The sequence below is a fragment of the Rhodoferax sp. genome, from assembly GCF_030646845.1.
Taxonomy (GTDB): domain Bacteria; phylum Pseudomonadota; class Gammaproteobacteria; order Burkholderiales; family Burkholderiaceae_C; genus Rhodoferax.
Map to the genome: position 1 here is coordinate 28,756 of NZ_JAUSLE010000063.1, position 15,818 is coordinate 44,573.

Below are 15,818 nucleotides of genomic sequence, written 5' to 3' on the forward strand. Positions count from 1 at the left end.
CACTCTCTAGCAAAAATCCGGAGAGCCACATGAATTACGAATTGATCACTGTCCGCACCGAAGCCGACAAGGTAGGCGTCATCACCCTGAACCGCCCCAAACAACTCAACGCCTTGAACGACCAGTTGATGGACGAACTGGGTGCCGCCCTGAAGGCCTTTGATGCCGACCCCACCATTGGCTGCATGATCATCACCGGCAGCGAAAAGGCGTTTGCCGCCGGGGCCGACATCGGCGCCATGGCCAGCTACACCTTCGCCGATGTCTACAAGGGCGACTACATCACCCGCAACTGGGAACAGATTCGCTTAATCCGCAAGCCGGTCATTGCGGCGGTGAGCGGCTTTGCGCTGGGCGGTGGCTGTGAGCTGGCGATGATGTGCGACTTCATCATCGCCGCGGACAACGCCCGCTTCGGCCAGCCCGAAATCAAGCTGGGCATCATCCCCGGCGCCGGTGGCACCCAGCGGCTGCCACGCGCAGTGGGCAAGGCCAAGGCCATGGATCTGGCATTGACCGGCCGCATGATGGACGCGGTGGAAGCAGAGCGCGCCGGACTGGTCAGCCGTGTTGTGCCACTGGACAAACTCATGGAAGAAACCCTGGGCGCGGCACTGATGATCAGCGAGTTTTCACAGATGGCCACCATGGCGGCCAAGGAGTCTGTCAACCGGGCGTTTGAGGGCACCCTGAACGATGGCATCATTTTTGAGCGCCGCCTGTTCCATGCCTTGTTTGCCACAACCGACCAGAAAGAAGGCATGGACGCCTTCGTGAACAAGCGAAAAGCGAATTTCAAGAATCGCTGATGCACGCAAGTGACTAGTTGCTATAATCTTGCCCTGTTGGTGATATAGCTCAGTTGGTTAGAGCGCAGCATTCATAATGCTGATGTCGGTGGTTCAAATCCACCTATCACCACCAAATTTCCAAGAACCCGCATCAGCATCGGCTTTTGCGGGTTTTCTGTTTCCGGGCTCAGCGGAGCCGCTCAAAAACCATCGGTGACGACAAAGACACGCAACAGTTGCCGACTCACCTGCCTCCGCGGGCAACCAGTGCTTAATCAACAACATGCGCGCAAGCCATTGATTTACAATGATTTTCCCCGGCAGGGATTTCTGTCAGGAATTCAACTCTCAATCCCAGCCTCTGGACAAATACCATGAACCGCTGTCTGCAAATGCCACTCCTGCGTCTCTTGACAATGCTTGCCGTTGTCTTTCTCTGGACCTCAATCCACAGTCCCGCTGCGGCACAAACCATGCCGCGACAGTTTCCACCGGCCGCCAAGCGCGGCACGATGGTGGTGACGGCGCCACCCCAGGTACTGATCAATGGCGCTGTCGCCCAACTCTCGCCTGGCGCCCGCATCCGGGGCGTCACCAACATGATGGTGATGTCAGCCTCGTTGGTGGGCTCCAGCGTGCTGGTCAACTATGTGCGCGATCCGCTGGGCCTGGTTCATGAGGTGTGGATCCTGAGCGAGCAAGAAGCACAGGAAAAACGCGACGGCATGGAACCGGTGAGGAATTTCCGTTTCGGGTCTGACGCCGACAAGACAAAAACTGACAACTGAGAACCCCGCGTTCCACCCGCTGCCCACATCCCGGCAGCAATGGCCAGGCCGTGATGCGTCGACAGGATGCAAGAAAATCCGGCCCTGACCCCCGAATAATATAAATAGTTTGCTATTAACAATATAGCAATTGAATTGAGAAGTCAGCATGACCAAAAAAGTCTTCATCAAAACCTTTGGCTGCCAGATGAACGAGTACGACTCGGGCAAGATGGCCGACGTGCTGAATGCCGCACAGGGCTACGAGCCCACCGACAACGTGGACGAAGCGGACCTGATTCTGTTCAACACCTGTTCGGTGCGCGAGAAGGCCCAGGAGAAAGTCTTTTCTGATCTGGGACGCGTCAAACACCTGAAGAAAAGAGGCGTTCTCATTGGCGTCGGCGGTTGCGTCGCCAGCCAGGAAGGGGCGGCGATCATTGAACGTGCGCCCTACGTGGACGTGGTCTTTGGTCCGCAAACCCTGCACCGCCTGCCCCAGATGCTGGCCCAGCGTGATCTGCAGAACCGCTCGCAAGTGGACATCAGCTTTCCGGAAATCGAAAAGTTTGACCACCTGCCTCCGGCGCGGGTGGAAGGCGCCACCGCCTTCGTCAGCATCATGGAAGGCTGCTCCAAATACTGCAGTTACTGCGTGGTGCCCTACACGCGCGGTGAAGAGGTGTCGCGACCCTTTGAGGATGTGCTGGTCGAGGTGGCGGGACTGGCCGATCAGGGCGTGAAAGAAGTGACACTGCTGGGCCAGAACGTCAATGCCTACCGCGCCCGCATGGTGAGCGACGCCGCAGCGCCCTCCAGCGAGATGGCCGACTTCGCCACGCTGCTGGAATACGTGGCCGACATCCCCGGCATTGAGCGCATCCGCTACACCACCAGCCACCCCAACGAGTTCACCCCTTCCCTCATCGCCGCCTACGAGAAGATCCCGAAGCTGGTGAGCCACCTGCACCTGCCGGTGCAACATGGCTCAGACCGCATTCTGATGGCCATGAAGCGCGGCTACACGGCGATGGAATACAAATCGACCGTGCGCAAACTGCGCGCCATCCGGCCCGACATGGCCATGAGCAGCGACTTCATCGTCGGCTTTCCCGGCGAGACCGAGGACGACTTCAGCAAAATGATGAAACTGATTGACGATGTCGGGTTTGACAACTCCTTCAGCTTCATCTTCAGCCCGCGCCCCGGCACACCGGCGGCCAACCTCGCAGACGACACACCTCATGAGGTGAAGCTGCGCCGACTGCAGCATCTGCAATCGGTCATCAACGACAGCATCAAACGCATCAGCGAGAGTCGCCTGAATACGGTGCAGCGCATCTTGGTGGAAGGCCCGTCCAAACGCGATGGCGCCGAGCTGATGGGTCGTACCGAATGCAACCGGGTCGTCAACTTCGTCGGGCAGCCCCGGCTGATCGGGCAGCTGGTGGACGTCAGGATTACCGAAACGCGCTCCTACTCGTTGCGCGGCGAGGTGCTAACCCAGGACGAGCCGCTGGCCGTATAAGGGTCCGGCCACCAGGACTGTCATTGCCGGTCACTGCGAACGTGACCCGAAGTGACGGCCCTGAATTGCTATCGATTAAATAGCTGAATGTGCAATATCCACGAGGGCTACAGCCCTGAATTGCATAAATATCAGAACGGTGGCTTGGGCATGCCCTTCATGCCGCCCATGCGCTTCATCATTTTCATCATGCCGCCGCCCTTCATCTTCTTCATCATGTCCTGCATCTGCTCAAATTCCTTGAGCATGCGGTTCACTTCCTGAACCTGCACGCCGGCACCGGCGGCAATGCGCCGCTTGCGCGTGGCCTTGATGATTTCAGGTTTGCGGCGCTCCAGCGGCGTCATGCTGTGGATGATGCCCTCCTTGCGCTTGATGTCTTTCTCGGCGCGGTCCATGTCGACCTGGCCGGCCTTCGCAGCCATCGACGCCGGCAGCTTGTCCATCAGGCTGGACAGGCCGCCCATCTGTTTCATTTGCTGAATCTGGGCCAGGAAATCATTCAGGTCAAAGCCGGCGCCGCTCTTGATCTTGGCCGCCAGCTTTTGCGCCGCCGCCATGTCGACGCCGGAGGTCACCTGCTCGACCAGCGCCAGAATGTCGCCCATGCCCAGGATACGCCCGGCATGGCGCTCGGCATCGAACACCTCCAGGCCGTCAAGTTTCTCGCTGGTACCGGCAAACTTGATCGGGGCTCCGGTGACCTGGCGCACCGACCGCCCTGCGCCACCGCGAGAATCGCCATCGGTCTTGGTCAGGATGATGCCGGTGAGTGGCAGCGCCTCCTTGAACGCCTTGGCGGTGTTGATCGCGTCCTGACCCTGCATGGCGTCGACCACAAACAGCGTCTCCACCGGGTTCAGCACGGCGTGCAGCTCCTTGATTTCGCGCATCAGCGCTTCGTCAATGGCCAAGCGGCCTGCCGTGTCCACCAGCAGCACGTCAAAGTAATGTTTGCGGGCATAGTCCAGCGCCGCCAGCCCAATATCGACCGGCTTCTGGTCCGGCGTGCTGGGGAACCACTCGGCGCCGGCCTGGGCCGTCACCGTCTTCAACTGTTCGATTGCCGCGGGCCGGTAGACGTCGCCCGACACCGTGAGCACTTTCTTGTGGCGCTTCTCGATCAGGTGCTTGGCCAGCTTGGCGGTGGTCGTGGTTTTGCCGGCGCCCTGCAAACCCGCCATCAGGATCACCGCCGGCGGCTGGGCCGCCAGATTGATGTCACTGACGCCCTCGCCCATGGTGGCAGCCAGTTCTTTGTTGACAATGCCAACCAGCGCCTGCCCGGGCGAAAGCGAGCCCAAGACCTCCTGGCCCAGCGCCTTTTCCTTGACGCGGGCGATAAAGTCACGCACGACCGGCAGCGCCACGTCAGCCTCAAGCAGGGCCATGCGCACTTCACGCAGCATGTCGGACACATTGGCTTCAGTAATGCGCGCCTGACCTCGAATTTCCTTGACGAGGCGGGAGAGTTTGTCGGAGAGAGCGGAGGCCATAGAGGGTATTCCGATGGACGGAACCAAGGTTGGGTGCCAGCACAGACTGGCAATATGCAAAACGCTAAACTGTGCCCATGATTTTAGCCAGTGCGTCCCCACTCAGTTTGACTTTGGCAATTGGCGCCGCCACAGCCTACGCGGTGTCGGCGGCTGGCGCTTCCCGCCTGGGTCCACGGGCGGCCCGCGCGGCGGTGTGGCTGGCCTGGTTGCTGCACGGCATCCTGTTGGCGTGGAGTCTCTTCGGGCGTGAACCGCGGTTCGGTTTCGCGCCTGCCTTGTCCGTCACGGCCTGGCTGGTGGCCGCCGTGTATGCGATCGAAAGCCATGTGTTCCCGCTGCTGCAGACGCGCTGGACCCTGTGCGCACTGGGTGCCATCGCGGTGATACTGGCCGTGCTGTTTCCGGGCAGCCCCTTGCACGCGAATGCATCGCCGTGGCTGCCGCTGCACTGGGCTCTGGGCATCGCGTCGTATGGCCTGTTTGGCGTCGCCGTGGTGCATGCCTGGTTCATGACCCGGGCGGAGGGGCGCATCCGGCTCGCCACTGATCCGCACAGCGGCATGCCGCTGCTAACGATGGAACGCCTGACCTTCCGGTTTGTGGGCGCCGGCTTCATTCTCCTGTCGGCGACCCTGCTGGTGGGTGTTCTGTTTGAAAAACAACTCTACGGCTCGGCCGCCCCGCTGAAATGGGACCACAAGACCGCTTTTTCCGTCTTGTCATGGCTGGCGTTTGCCATCCTGCTGGTGGGCCGTGCCCGTTTTGGGTGGCGCGGCAAGCGGGCCATCCGTGTGCTGTACATCGGCTCCGGATTGCTGTTGCTGGCCTACGTTGGGTCGCGCTTCGTCATGGAGATTATTCTCGGGCGCGCTGTATGAAGTACTTTTTAATACTGTCGGTCGTGCTGGTTGGCATCTGGCTGTGGCGTTCAGGCCGGCCCTCAGACCAAAAACGAAAGCAGCGCCAGACAAAGGCGGCACCAGAGCCGCTGGACATGGTCAGCTGCGCCGTGTGCTCTGTGCATGTCCCCTCCGTGGATGCCATTCAGGGGAAGAAGGGCTGGTATTGCAGCGCGGATCACCTCCATCGCGCGGAGCGTTGAATGAGGCTCAGGCCAGACGGGCAATCCTGGTTCGGTCCTTCCCTGCTTGAACCGGGCGTCGAACAGACCGACAACCCGCGGGAGTTTGAAAGGCTGTGGCGCGGCTTCATGACCGCGCGCGCCACCCTGGGACTGGTGCTTCTGGCGCTTCAAGGGGTCATTTACTTTCTGGGGGCATCCAAGGACACCACCTTGATCCTGATCTGTGCGGGCTACTTTGCGGCGGCTCTGAGCGTGCGCCTGACGGTGCGACCGCGCCAACTCGGCAAGGCGTTCGACACCCAGTGGATCAGCACCATCGGCGTGGACATTCTGGCGTTCGCCGCGTTGCAGGTGGCACAAGGCAGCAGCATCAATTACGCGCCCCTGTTCGCACTGCCGGTGTTGATGGCGTCCGTCCTCGGATCGCTGCTGCTGGCCCTGGGTGCTGCCGCGGGCGTGACCCTGGTGCTGTTTGGGTATGCCGCGTGGATGTCTCTGCAGGTGCCAGGGGATACGGCATCGTATTTCTTCCAGGCGGCCCTGACCGGGGCGGGCTGCTTCGTCATTTCGTTTCTGGCCAACCAGATCGCGACCCGACTGGCCAACGTGGAGCTTCGGGCACAGCGCAGCCAATTGGCCGTGCGGGTGCAAAGACTGGTCAATGAACTCGTGATTGAGTCTCTGACCGATGGCATTCTGGTGGTTGACCAGCACGGCACCGTGCGGGCGGCAAATCCGGCGGCACGGCAATTGCTGGGAAGCCAGGGCAATGTCCGGGTCAACTCCTTTGACCTTTCTTCCGTGATTGGATGGCAGGGTCTGCTCGATCTGATGAATCTCAGTTTTGCCGAAAATCGTGCCCAGCAGGCGGATGTCACCATTCATCATGCCGGGCGGGGCCCCAGGCGGGTGCGCGTTCGCACGCAGCTGACGGCCGCCCAGGACGGCGATGCCGAGAGCCTGTGCGTCATGTTCCTGCAGGACCAGCGCGAGATGGAGGCACGAATGCGCACGGAGAAACTGGCCAGCATGGGACGCATGTCCGCGGCGGTCGCGCACGAAATCCGCAACCCGCTGGCGGCCATTGCCCAGGCCAATGCACTGCTCGACGAGGATCTGACCGACCCGCGACACAAACAACTGACCCAGATGGTGCAGCAGAATGCCAGGCGGCTGGAAAGAATCGTGGATGAGGTTCTGAACATCTCCCGGGTCCAGCACTCTGAAGAGACGGCCTCATCCTTTGCGCTGGTCTTGAACGGGGCAGTAGAAAAAATCTGCAATGACTGGCAGGGGCAGACGAAGAGTGAACACCAGTTGTGCGTCAACCTGTCGCCCCGCAGTATCGAGGTCGGGTTCGAGCCCGAGCATCTTCGCCGGATTCTGGTCAACCTGCTGGACAATGCCCGCCGTTACGCCAGCCAAAACCTGGACGCGATCCAGGTGTCTGCCGGCAGGTCAACGAGGGGGCAAGGCATGCTCAGCGTGTGGAGCGACGGACAACCCATGGACCAATCGGTGGAGCGGCACTTGTTCGAACCATTTTTCTCATCCGAGAGCCGTTCCAGCGGCCTGGGTCTCTACATATGCAGGGAGTTGTGCGAGGGGCACGGCGCTTCCATCGCCTACTATCGGACACAGCGAAACCTCAGAGGGAAGCCGGTCGAAGGAAACGAGTTCATCGTGACCTTCCGGCCGAGTCCGTCGCAAGACGATCTCATTACGCCAAGCGACAACACACCTGAAACATCATGGCTTCAAGCACACCGCTGAGCGCGGCCCGGATACTGGTCGTCGACGACGAGCCGGATTTAAGGACACTGTACGAGTTGACCCTTTTGCGTGAAGGCTATCGGGTGGAAGCCGCCGAAAGCGTTGCGCAGGCCCTTCAGCATTTGAGCGAATGTCAATTTGATGTTGTCATCACCGACATGCGCCTGCCCGATGGTCTGGGCATGGAACTGATCCGGCAGATCAAGGCACAACAGCGACGCGAACGCTGCGTCGTCATCACGGCTTACGGCTCTGCAGAGAACGCCGTGGAGTCGCTCAAAGCTGGTGCTTTCGACTATCTGACCAAACCGGTTGACCTCAAACAGTTCCGTGCCGTGATCGCATCAGCCGTGCAGGACCCCGCACCACTGGCCGCCAAGGCAAGTCGCGCCGCTTCGCTCCAGAGTGGCTCGGGGGACGCGGCGCTGCAACGGCTGGTCGGCGACTCAACCTGTATGCGGCTGGTGAAGGAGCGTATCGTCAAGGTGGCACGCAGCATGGCCCCGGTTTTGGTCACAGGGGAGTCCGGCACTGGCAAGGAACTGGTGGCCAACGCCATCCACGCCAGCAGTCACCGCGCAGGCAGCGCGTTGGTAGCCGTGAACTGCAGCGCCATTCCCGAGAGCCTGCTCGAAGCTGAGTTTTTTGGGGCCAAAAAAGGTTCTTACACGGGCTCAACCCAGGACCGCGAAGGATTCTTCCAGGCCGCCGGTGGTGGCACCCTGTTTCTCGATGAGATCGGGGATTTGCCCCTTGCCATGCAGTCCAAATTGCTGCGGGCGATTCAGGAGCGCCGCATCCGTCCCATCGGCTCCCCCCAGGAAGAGCCGGTAGATGTTCGCATCATCAGCGCAACGCACAAGGACCTCGCGGCCGAAGTACAGGCTGGACGCTTTCGGCAAGATCTGTACTACCGGTTGAATGTGATTGAAATCGTGATCCCGCCCTTGCGCGAGCGGCGCGAAGACCTGCCGGCGCTGTGCGAAGCCCTGCTGCATCGAATCGCCCGGGAATCGGGAATCCCGGTGCCGGCGCTATCTTCCGCCGTCCTCGAGCAACTCGCACGTGACCCGCTGCTAGGCAACGTACGTGAACTGGAGAATCTGCTGCATCGTGCTGTCGCCTTGAGCGATGAAGACGACCTCCAGCTTGAACCGTCCGCGCGACAAGCGCTGATGGAGGAATCCGCCCCGGTCATTGAGACAGAACCGGCGCCATTGGACGACGATCAGATCACGATTCCGAGCGATCTTCAGAGTCACCTCGACAGCCAGGAGCGCGAAATCCTGATCCAGGCCTTGCATGAAACGGGCTTCAACCGCACCGCTGCCGCAGCACGCCTGGGCTTGAGCCTGCGTCAGATGCGTTACCGCATCGCCAGGCTCAATATCGAAACTCCGCCCAGCAGCGATGCCTCCGATGATCCCCTCTGAACCACAAGAGCACTCGCCGCTCTGGATGGATGGCTGGTACCAGTTCTCGGGTCAACTTGCCTCTCCAAACTTTGGCTCCCGGCCATCCGGTGCAACCGTCAATCTGATCGTGCTGCATTCCATCAGCCTTCCCCCGGGTCAGTATGGTGGTGATGATGTGCAACGGCTTTTTACCAACCAGCTGGACTGGAACAAGCACCCCTACTTCAAAAGCATTCAGGGCATGGAGGTCTCTTCCCACTTTTTCATCCGTCGCCATGGCGAGCTTCAGCAGTTTGTCAGCGCCAATGACCGCGCCTGGCATGCGGGCGTCTCCAGTTACCGCGGCCGGAGCAACTGCAACGACAGTTCAATCGGGATTGAGCTCGAGGGGGTGGAAGGAGGCCTCTTTGAAGACAGCCAATACGAAACGCTGGTCGGACTCTGCGCGGCCATCCTTCAACGCTACCCCATCGCTGACATTGCCGGCCACGAGCATGTGGCTCCGGGACGAAAAGCCGACCCGGGAAATGGCTTTGACTGGGCATTTCTGCAACGGGCCCTGGGCCTGCCGCCTCAGTATTTTCCCGATGGTGTTTTGTCAAAAAATCATTGTTGAAATTTTTTTCTTTGTAACGTCTTCGGCCTGCCTTGGGCGCATTTCAGGGGAAGCAAACAAGCGAGCATCAAGCTGCATGCGGCATTGAAAGACAAAAGCGTTGGCGAGGCGTGTATTTGCTGGATGCCGCGAAGAATTTGTCGACTTGTCGGGGGCTTTGGCAGGGTCGGGCTGTGCACTGCGGTAGCAGACCCATCCTGTTCCCAGGCACGATGTGTCGCCGGATTTTCAAGGATTTCCAGGAATTCGCCAGACCAGCGCGATACACTACCGGTAGTGGCTTGTAATCACTCAAGACCCCATATATAGTGTGTCCTGCTCACAAAGACAGTCCCTCCCCAAGTGGGCCAGGTACTGCTCGCAGAGACCCCGAATTCAAATAAAACGCAGCTACAGACGAGGAAAGAAATGCAAACCGCCCTGAATACACCAACCGCAACCCACGATGGCGCTCCTGCTCAGCACGGCGCCGATGGCGTCAGCAATACCGCGACAAATTCGTTGAGCCACTACCAGATCATCCGCCGCAATGGCGCGGTGGTGCCGTTTGAGCCCAACAAGATCGCCGTTGCCATGATGAAGGCCTTTCTGGCTGTGCATGGCACCCAGGGTGCGGCGTCGGCCAGCGTTCGTGAAATGGTTGACGGATTGACGCAGGCCGTGATCCGCGCCCTGATGCGCTCGCGCCCCGGTGGCGGCACGTTCCATATTGAGGACGTTCAGGACCAGGTTGAACTGGGCTTGATGCGCGGGGGTCATCATGAAATTGCGCGGGCCTATGTGCTTTACCGCGAAAAGCGCACCCAGGAACGCGCCAAGAAAGTCAGTGACGAGACACCCAAGGCGCCCCTGCTGCATGCGCTGGACAACGGTGAGCGCATCGTTCTGGACTTGGACCGGCTGAAGGGCCTCATCCAGTCTGCCTGTGCGGGCTTGGGCGCAGACATCAAGCCCGAACCCATCATGGCGGAGACCATGCGCAATCTGTATGACGGCGTCCCCATGGACGAGGTGTACAAGGCGTCCGTGCTGGCCGCTCGCACGCTGATCGAGAAAGACCCTGACTACACCTATGCCACGGCGCGCCTGCTGTTTCATACCATCGCCAAGGAAATCCTGGGCCGGGACGTCGTGCAGGCGGAAATGGCACAAGCCTATGTCGACTACTTCCCCCAATTCATCAAGAAAGGCGTCGACAACGAGCTGCTTGACGAAAAACTGCTTCAGTTTGACCTGAACCGGCTGGGCGCTGCCCTCAAGGCCGACCGCGATCTGAAGTTTGACTATCTGGGCTTGCAGACACTGTATGACCGCTATTTTCTGCACATTGGAAAGGCCCGCATCGAATTGCCCCAGGCTTTTTTCATGCGCGTTGCCATGGGCCTGTCGCTCAATGAAGTGGACCGCGAGGCGCGAGCCATCGAGTTCTATGAAGTCCTCTCATCTTTCGACTTCATGTCCAGCACACCAACGCTGTTCAACAGCGGCACCCTGCGGTCGCAGCTCTCCAGCTGCTACCTGACCACCGTTCCCGATGATCTGGATGGCATCTACGAATCCATCAAGGAAAACGCGCTGCTGTCCAAGTTCGCAGGCGGACTTGGCAACGACTGGACGCGTGTACGCGCCCTGGGCGCCCACATCAAGGGCACCAACGGCGAATCACAGGGCGTTGTTCCGTTCCTGAAAGTTGTGAACGACACCGCCGTCGCCGTCAACCAGGGCGGCAAGCGCAAGGGCGCGGTTTGTACCTATCTGGAAACCTGGCACCTCGACATCGAGGAATTCCTGGAGTTGCGAAAGAACACCGGTGACGATCGCCGTCGGACCCACGACATGAACACGGCCAACTGGATTCCCGACCTGTTCATGCGTCGCGTCATGGAAAAAGGACAGTGGACCCTGTTCTCGCCCAACAATGTGCCCGACCTGCATGACAAATTCGGTGCTGAATTTGAAAAAGCCTATGTGGCCTACGAGGAAAAAGCAGCGCGCGGCGAAATCAAGCCGGCCCGCACCTTGCCCGCTGCCGACCTGTGGCGACAAATGCTCACCATGCTGTTTGAAACGGGGCATCCGTGGATCACGTTCAAGGACGCATGCAACATCCGTTCTCCGCAGCAGCATGCCGGCGTGGTTCATTCCAGCAATCTCTGCACTGAAATCACGCTCAATACCAGCGACACCGAGACCGCCGTGTGCAATCTCGGTTCGGTCAACCTGCTGCAGCACCTCAAGGACGGCGCTGTCGACCATGCCAAGCTGCAAAAGACCATCACGACCGCGATGCGCATGCTCGACAACGTCATCGACATCAATTACTACGCCGTGAAAAAGGCACGCGATTCCAATATGCGCCACCGTCCGGTGGGCCTCGGCGTGATGGCGTTCCAGGACAGTCTGTACGAATTGCGCATCCCCTACGCCAGCGACGCGGCCGTGGCGTTTGCCGACAAATCGATGGAAGCCATCTGCTACTACGCCTATTGGGCATCCACCGAGTTGGCGCGTGAACGCGGCCAGTACTCCAGTTACAAAGGGTCGCTCTGGGACAAAGGGATTCTGCCGATCGACACCCTGGACATGCTGGCGCGCGAGCGTGGCGGCTATGTGGAAGTTGATCGCTCGTCAACGCTGGACTGGGAAGCCCTGCGCAAGAAGATCGCCCAGGATGGCATGCGCAACTCGAACTGCACCGCAATTGCCCCCACGGCCACCATCTCCAACATCATTGGTGTGGATGCCTCCATTGAGCCCTGCTTTGGCAACCTGTCCGTCAAGTCCAACCTGTCGGGCGAATTCACCATCATCAACGGCTATCTGGTCAGGGACCTCAAGCGCCTTGGCCTTTGGGACGATGTCATGGTGATGGACCTCAAACATTTTGATGGCTCGCTGAATCCGATTGACCGGGTTCCCGCTGACATCAAGGCCCTGTATGCCACGGCCTTCGAGGTTGAAACGCGCTGGCTGGTGGAGGCCGCGGCGCGGCGCCAGAAGTGGATCGATCAGGCGCAATCGCTCAACATCTACATGGCAGGCGCCTCTGGCAAGAAGCTGGATGAAACCTACAAGCTCGCATGGATTCGCGGCTTGAAGACTACCTACTATCTGCGCACCATGTCGGCCACCCACGCGGAGAAATCGACCGTGACTGCCGGACGAATGAATGCGGTGTCCTCGGGCAGCGAATCACACAACGGCAACATCGGCATGAGCGCGCTGGATGCTGCTGCTGCCGCCGCAAGAATGCAGATGGCATCCGGCCCTGCAACAGACATCAAGTTTTGTGGCGTTGACGATCCGACCTGCGAGTCATGCCAATAGGGTCTTCGCGTTTGTCGCATGCGATGTTGTTGCACAACACTTGACGATGCAATATGGCAGCGATGTGAATGAATACTTTTCATTTCATTTCGCTGCTCTCATAATCCGCTGATTGGAATTATTTATGTTGACCTGGGACGAAGAAATCAAGCCCACCCCGCAGGTGCCTAACGCACGCGGCTCATCCAGCAGCCGCCTGACAGAGTCGCCTCTGCAACCTGCCGCAGTTCACACCCTCAATGATGGCGCGGCGGTCCCGACCGCATTCGCAGCGTCGCTGGAAAGCAAGGCAACCGCGCCTAGCAGTCCGCGTCGCGTCAATGCTGCTGACAAACGAATCATCAATGGCAAGACAGACGTCAACCAACTGGTGCCGTTCAAGTACAAATGGGCTTGGGAGAAGTATCTCTCAAGTTGCGCCAACCACTGGATGCCGCAAGAAGTCAACATGACGCGCGACATTGCGTTGTGGAAGGACCCCAACGGGCTCACCGAAGACGAGCGTCGCATCATCAAACGCAATCTTGGTTTTTTCGTCACCGCAGATTCACTGGCGGCCAACAACATCGTGCTCGGTACCTACCGCCACATCACGGCACCTGAGTGCCGGCAGTTCCTGTTGCGTCAAGCCTTCGAAGAAGCCATTCACACCCATGCCTACCAGTACATCGTGGAGTCATTGGGGCTGGACGAAAGCGAGATCTTCAATGCCTACAACGAAGTCAAATCCATCCGCGACAAAGACCAGTTTCTGATCCCGTTCATTGAAGCGATCATGAACCCGGAATTCAAAACCGGAACACCGGAAACCGATCAGACCCTGCTGAAGTCACTGATCGTGTTTGCCTGCCTGATGGAGGGGCTGTTTTTCTATGTCGGATTCACGCAGATTCTGGCATTAGGCCGTCAAAACAAGATGACGGGGGCCGCCGAGCAATACCAGTACATCCTTCGCGACGAATCCATGCACTGCAACTTTGGCATTGACCTGATCAACCAGCTCAAACTTGAAAATCCGCAGTTGTGGACATCAGAGTTCAAGGCCGAGATCAAGGCCTTGTTCGAAGAAGCTGTGGAACTCGAATACAGATACGCCGAAGACACCATGCCGCGCGGCGTGCTCGGCATGAATGCATCCATGTTCAAGGGCTATTTGCGCTATATCGCCAACCGTCGGGCGACGCAGATTGGTCTCGAAACGCTGTTTCCCAATGAAGAAAACCCGTTCCCGTGGATGAGCGAGATGATCGACCTGAAGAAGGAGCGCAACTTCTTTGAGACCCGTGTCATCGAGTACCAATCCGGTGGCGCGCTTTCCTGGGATTGATTTTAAAAAATGACAACAAGAATTTCACAGACTGTTGATTGCCCCAAAGAGGGCAAAAACAATCTGTGCACCCGAGTTCATGGTGCTGGGATTGACCCCAACATCATGAATCGCTTCATGCACTCCAACTCGCATGAAGTGCTCTTTGTAAATTGATCAAGGAGAAAATGATGGCAACTGCAAAAAAACCGGTCGCAAAAAAGGCCGCTCCCGCAAAGAAAGCTGCACCAGCGAAAAAAGTAGCAGCGAAAAAGGCTGCGCCAGCAAAGAAAGCTGCACCAGCGAAAAAAGTAGCCGCTAAGAAAGCTGCACCGGCCAAAAAAGCCGCTCCAGCAAAAAAAGCAGCCGCTAAAAAAGCTGCACCAGCGAAAAAAGTAGCAGCAAAGAAAGCTGCGCCGGCCAAAAAAGCCGCTCCAGCAAAAAAAGCAGCCGCTAAAAAAGCTCCTGCCAAAAAAGCTGTAGCTGCGAAGAAGCCAGCCGCGAAGAAAGCCGCTCCGGCCAAGAAAGCAGCCGCCAAAAAGGCGCCTGCCAAGAAAGCCGCTGCCGCGAAAAAACCTGCTGCCAAAAAGCCAGCCGCCAAGAAAGCAGCCAAAAAGCCGGCTGCGAAGAAAGCCGCGAAAGCACCCGCTGCCAAGGCAGCGCCTGCTCCGGCTGCCCCTGCTGCTCAGACCACTCTGAATCCGCAGGCCGCTTGGCCGTTTCCGACGGCCAGCAAGCCCTGAACCACCAACATGGTTCGGCTTCAAGCCCGATGTCCAAAAGGCATCGGGCTTTTTCGTCGGGGTCTACAAACCGAGTGCCTTCAAGTCGACCGTGTAATTCTGGGGGCCACGTTGTGCAATTTTCAGTGACCCCAAATGGTTTCCCAGCGCGGCACAACGTGCCAGTGACCAGCCCTGCTCCAATCCGAACAGCACGGCACCGCGGTAAGCGTCACCGCATCCGGTAGGGTCCACCACCGCAGACGCCTTGACCGGCGGAACAAGTGTCTTCTGTCCGTCGACCCACACTTCACTGCCTTCCGCACCCAGCGTGACAATCAGTCCCTGCACGTGACGCGAAATCTCCGCGCTGCTCCAGCCGGTACGATCGCTCAGCATCTTGCCTTCGTAGTCATTGACTGCGACCCAATTCGCCTGATCAACAAATGTCCGCAATTCATCGCCGTCAAACCTGGGAAGCTGCTGACCGGGGTCAAACACAAAGGGAATCTCGGCAGCTGCAAATTGCTCGGCGTGCTGCAGCATCGCATCGCGTCCGTCCGGCGCAATGATGCCCAATTTGATGTCGCCGCGAGCGGTGATCTTTGTCAAATGCGCATAGTCCATGGCGCCGGGGTGAAAGCCATTGATCTGGTTGTTGTCACGATCGGTAATGATCATGGCCTGCGCGGTATAGGCGTCGTCAATCGTTCGCACGAATTCCGCTGCAATGCCCTGCCCCTTCAGCCGCTCCAGGTAACCGCCGCCATCCATTCCCACTGTTGCCATCGGCAGCGGAGTCCCACCAAGCTGTTTGAGGCCATAGGCAATGTTGCCGGCGCAACCGCCAAAATCACGCCGTAGCGCCGGCACCAGAAACGAGACATTCAAGATATGCAATTGATCCGGCAGAATTTGGTCGCCAAACCGGCCCTCAAAATTCATGATGGTGTCGAAGGCCAGTGAACCGCAGATGATGGAAGCCATAAA

The 15,818-nt window shown here is 58.8% G+C and carries 13 protein-coding genes and 1 tRNA gene; 12 read left to right on the plus strand and 2 right to left on the minus strand.

From position 1 onward, the window contains the following. Nucleotides 1-29: 29 nt before the first annotated feature. From Q7T10_RS15165 to miaB, 4 genes are all read left to right on the plus strand, one after another. Entirely contained in the window at nt 30-809 is a 780-nt protein-coding gene (locus Q7T10_RS15165) for an enoyl-CoA hydratase (protein ID WP_304749866.1), read from the plus strand. Between the two features lie 38 nt (nt 810-847). Continuing rightward, nucleotides 848-924: transfer RNA gene (locus Q7T10_RS15170), tRNA-Met, on the plus strand. A gap of 340 nt (nt 925-1,264) precedes the next feature. Then, nucleotides 1,265-1,579, plus strand: a complete 315-nt coding sequence (locus tag Q7T10_RS15175; RefSeq protein ID WP_304749869.1) for a hypothetical protein — start codon at nt 1,265-1,267, stop codon at nt 1,577-1,579. A 148-nt stretch (nt 1,580-1,727) separates the two neighbouring features. Continuing rightward, complete coding sequence (miaB, locus tag Q7T10_RS15180; protein ID WP_304749871.1) at nt 1,728-3,086, plus strand: tRNA (N6-isopentenyl adenosine(37)-C2)-methylthiotransferase MiaB; 1,359 nt, start codon at nt 1,728-1,730, stop codon at nt 3,084-3,086. A 131-nt stretch (nt 3,087-3,217) separates the two neighbouring features. Here miaB and ffh read toward each other — a convergent pair whose 3' ends face one another. Next, the gene (gene ffh, locus Q7T10_RS15185) at nt 3,218-4,582 is read right to left on the minus strand and encodes a signal recognition particle protein (RefSeq protein WP_304749873.1); all 1,365 of its coding nucleotides are present in this window, start codon (nt 4,580-4,582) and stop codon (nt 3,218-3,220) included. Between the two features lie 77 nt (nt 4,583-4,659). Between ffh and Q7T10_RS15190 the strand changes: the two genes are divergently transcribed. The 8 genes from Q7T10_RS15190 to Q7T10_RS15225 all read left to right on the plus strand — a co-directional run bounded on the left by Q7T10_RS15190 (nt 4,660) and on the right by Q7T10_RS15225 (nt 14,849). Next, on the plus strand, nt 4,660-5,463 hold the full coding sequence (locus Q7T10_RS15190; RefSeq protein WP_304749876.1) for an inner membrane protein YpjD: 804 nt from the start codon (nt 4,660-4,662) through the stop codon (nt 5,461-5,463). Then, a complete protein-coding gene (locus Q7T10_RS15195; protein ID WP_304749879.1) occupies nt 5,460-5,687 on the plus strand; it encodes a PP0621 family protein in 228 nt (75 codons plus the stop codon). The genes Q7T10_RS15190 and Q7T10_RS15195 overlap by 4 nt, the downstream gene beginning before the upstream one ends. Then, nucleotides 5,688-7,442, plus strand: coding sequence for a PAS domain-containing sensor histidine kinase (locus Q7T10_RS15200; RefSeq protein ID WP_304749881.1), 1,755 nt, complete (start codon nt 5,688-5,690; stop codon nt 7,440-7,442). Then, nucleotides 7,421-8,875: a sigma-54 dependent transcriptional regulator gene (locus Q7T10_RS15205; RefSeq protein WP_304749882.1), complete on the plus strand. Its 1,455-nt coding sequence runs from the start codon at nt 7,421-7,423 to the stop codon at nt 8,873-8,875. Before Q7T10_RS15200 ends, Q7T10_RS15205 begins: the two co-directional genes overlap by 22 nt. After that, complete coding sequence (gene ampD / locus Q7T10_RS15210) at nt 8,862-9,473, plus strand: 1,6-anhydro-N-acetylmuramyl-L-alanine amidase AmpD (RefSeq protein WP_304749885.1); 612 nt, start codon at nt 8,862-8,864, stop codon at nt 9,471-9,473. Before Q7T10_RS15205 ends, ampD begins: the two co-directional genes overlap by 14 nt. Nucleotides 9,474-9,881: 408 nt before the next feature. Next, complete coding sequence (locus Q7T10_RS15215) at nt 9,882-12,800, plus strand: ribonucleoside-diphosphate reductase subunit alpha (RefSeq protein ID WP_304749887.1); 2,919 nt, start codon at nt 9,882-9,884, stop codon at nt 12,798-12,800. Nucleotides 12,801-12,924: 124 nt separating this feature from the next. After that, the gene (locus Q7T10_RS15220) at nt 12,925-14,127 is read left to right on the plus strand and encodes a ribonucleotide-diphosphate reductase subunit beta (RefSeq protein WP_304749890.1); all 1,203 of its coding nucleotides are present in this window, start codon (nt 12,925-12,927) and stop codon (nt 14,125-14,127) included. 170 nt (nt 14,128-14,297) lie between these two features. Then, nucleotides 14,298-14,849 (plus strand): histone H1-like DNA-binding protein, encoded by a 552-nt coding sequence (locus Q7T10_RS15225; RefSeq protein WP_304749893.1) that lies wholly within the window; start codon nt 14,298-14,300, stop codon nt 14,847-14,849. Between the two features lie 63 nt (nt 14,850-14,912). Here the strand turns inward: Q7T10_RS15225 and Q7T10_RS15230 are convergent, their stop codons facing one another. Beyond that, nucleotides 14,913-15,815, minus strand: a complete 903-nt coding sequence (locus tag Q7T10_RS15230) for a carbohydrate kinase family protein (RefSeq protein ID WP_304749896.1) — start codon at nt 15,813-15,815, stop codon at nt 14,913-14,915. Nucleotides 15,816-15,818 lie beyond the last annotated feature (3 nt).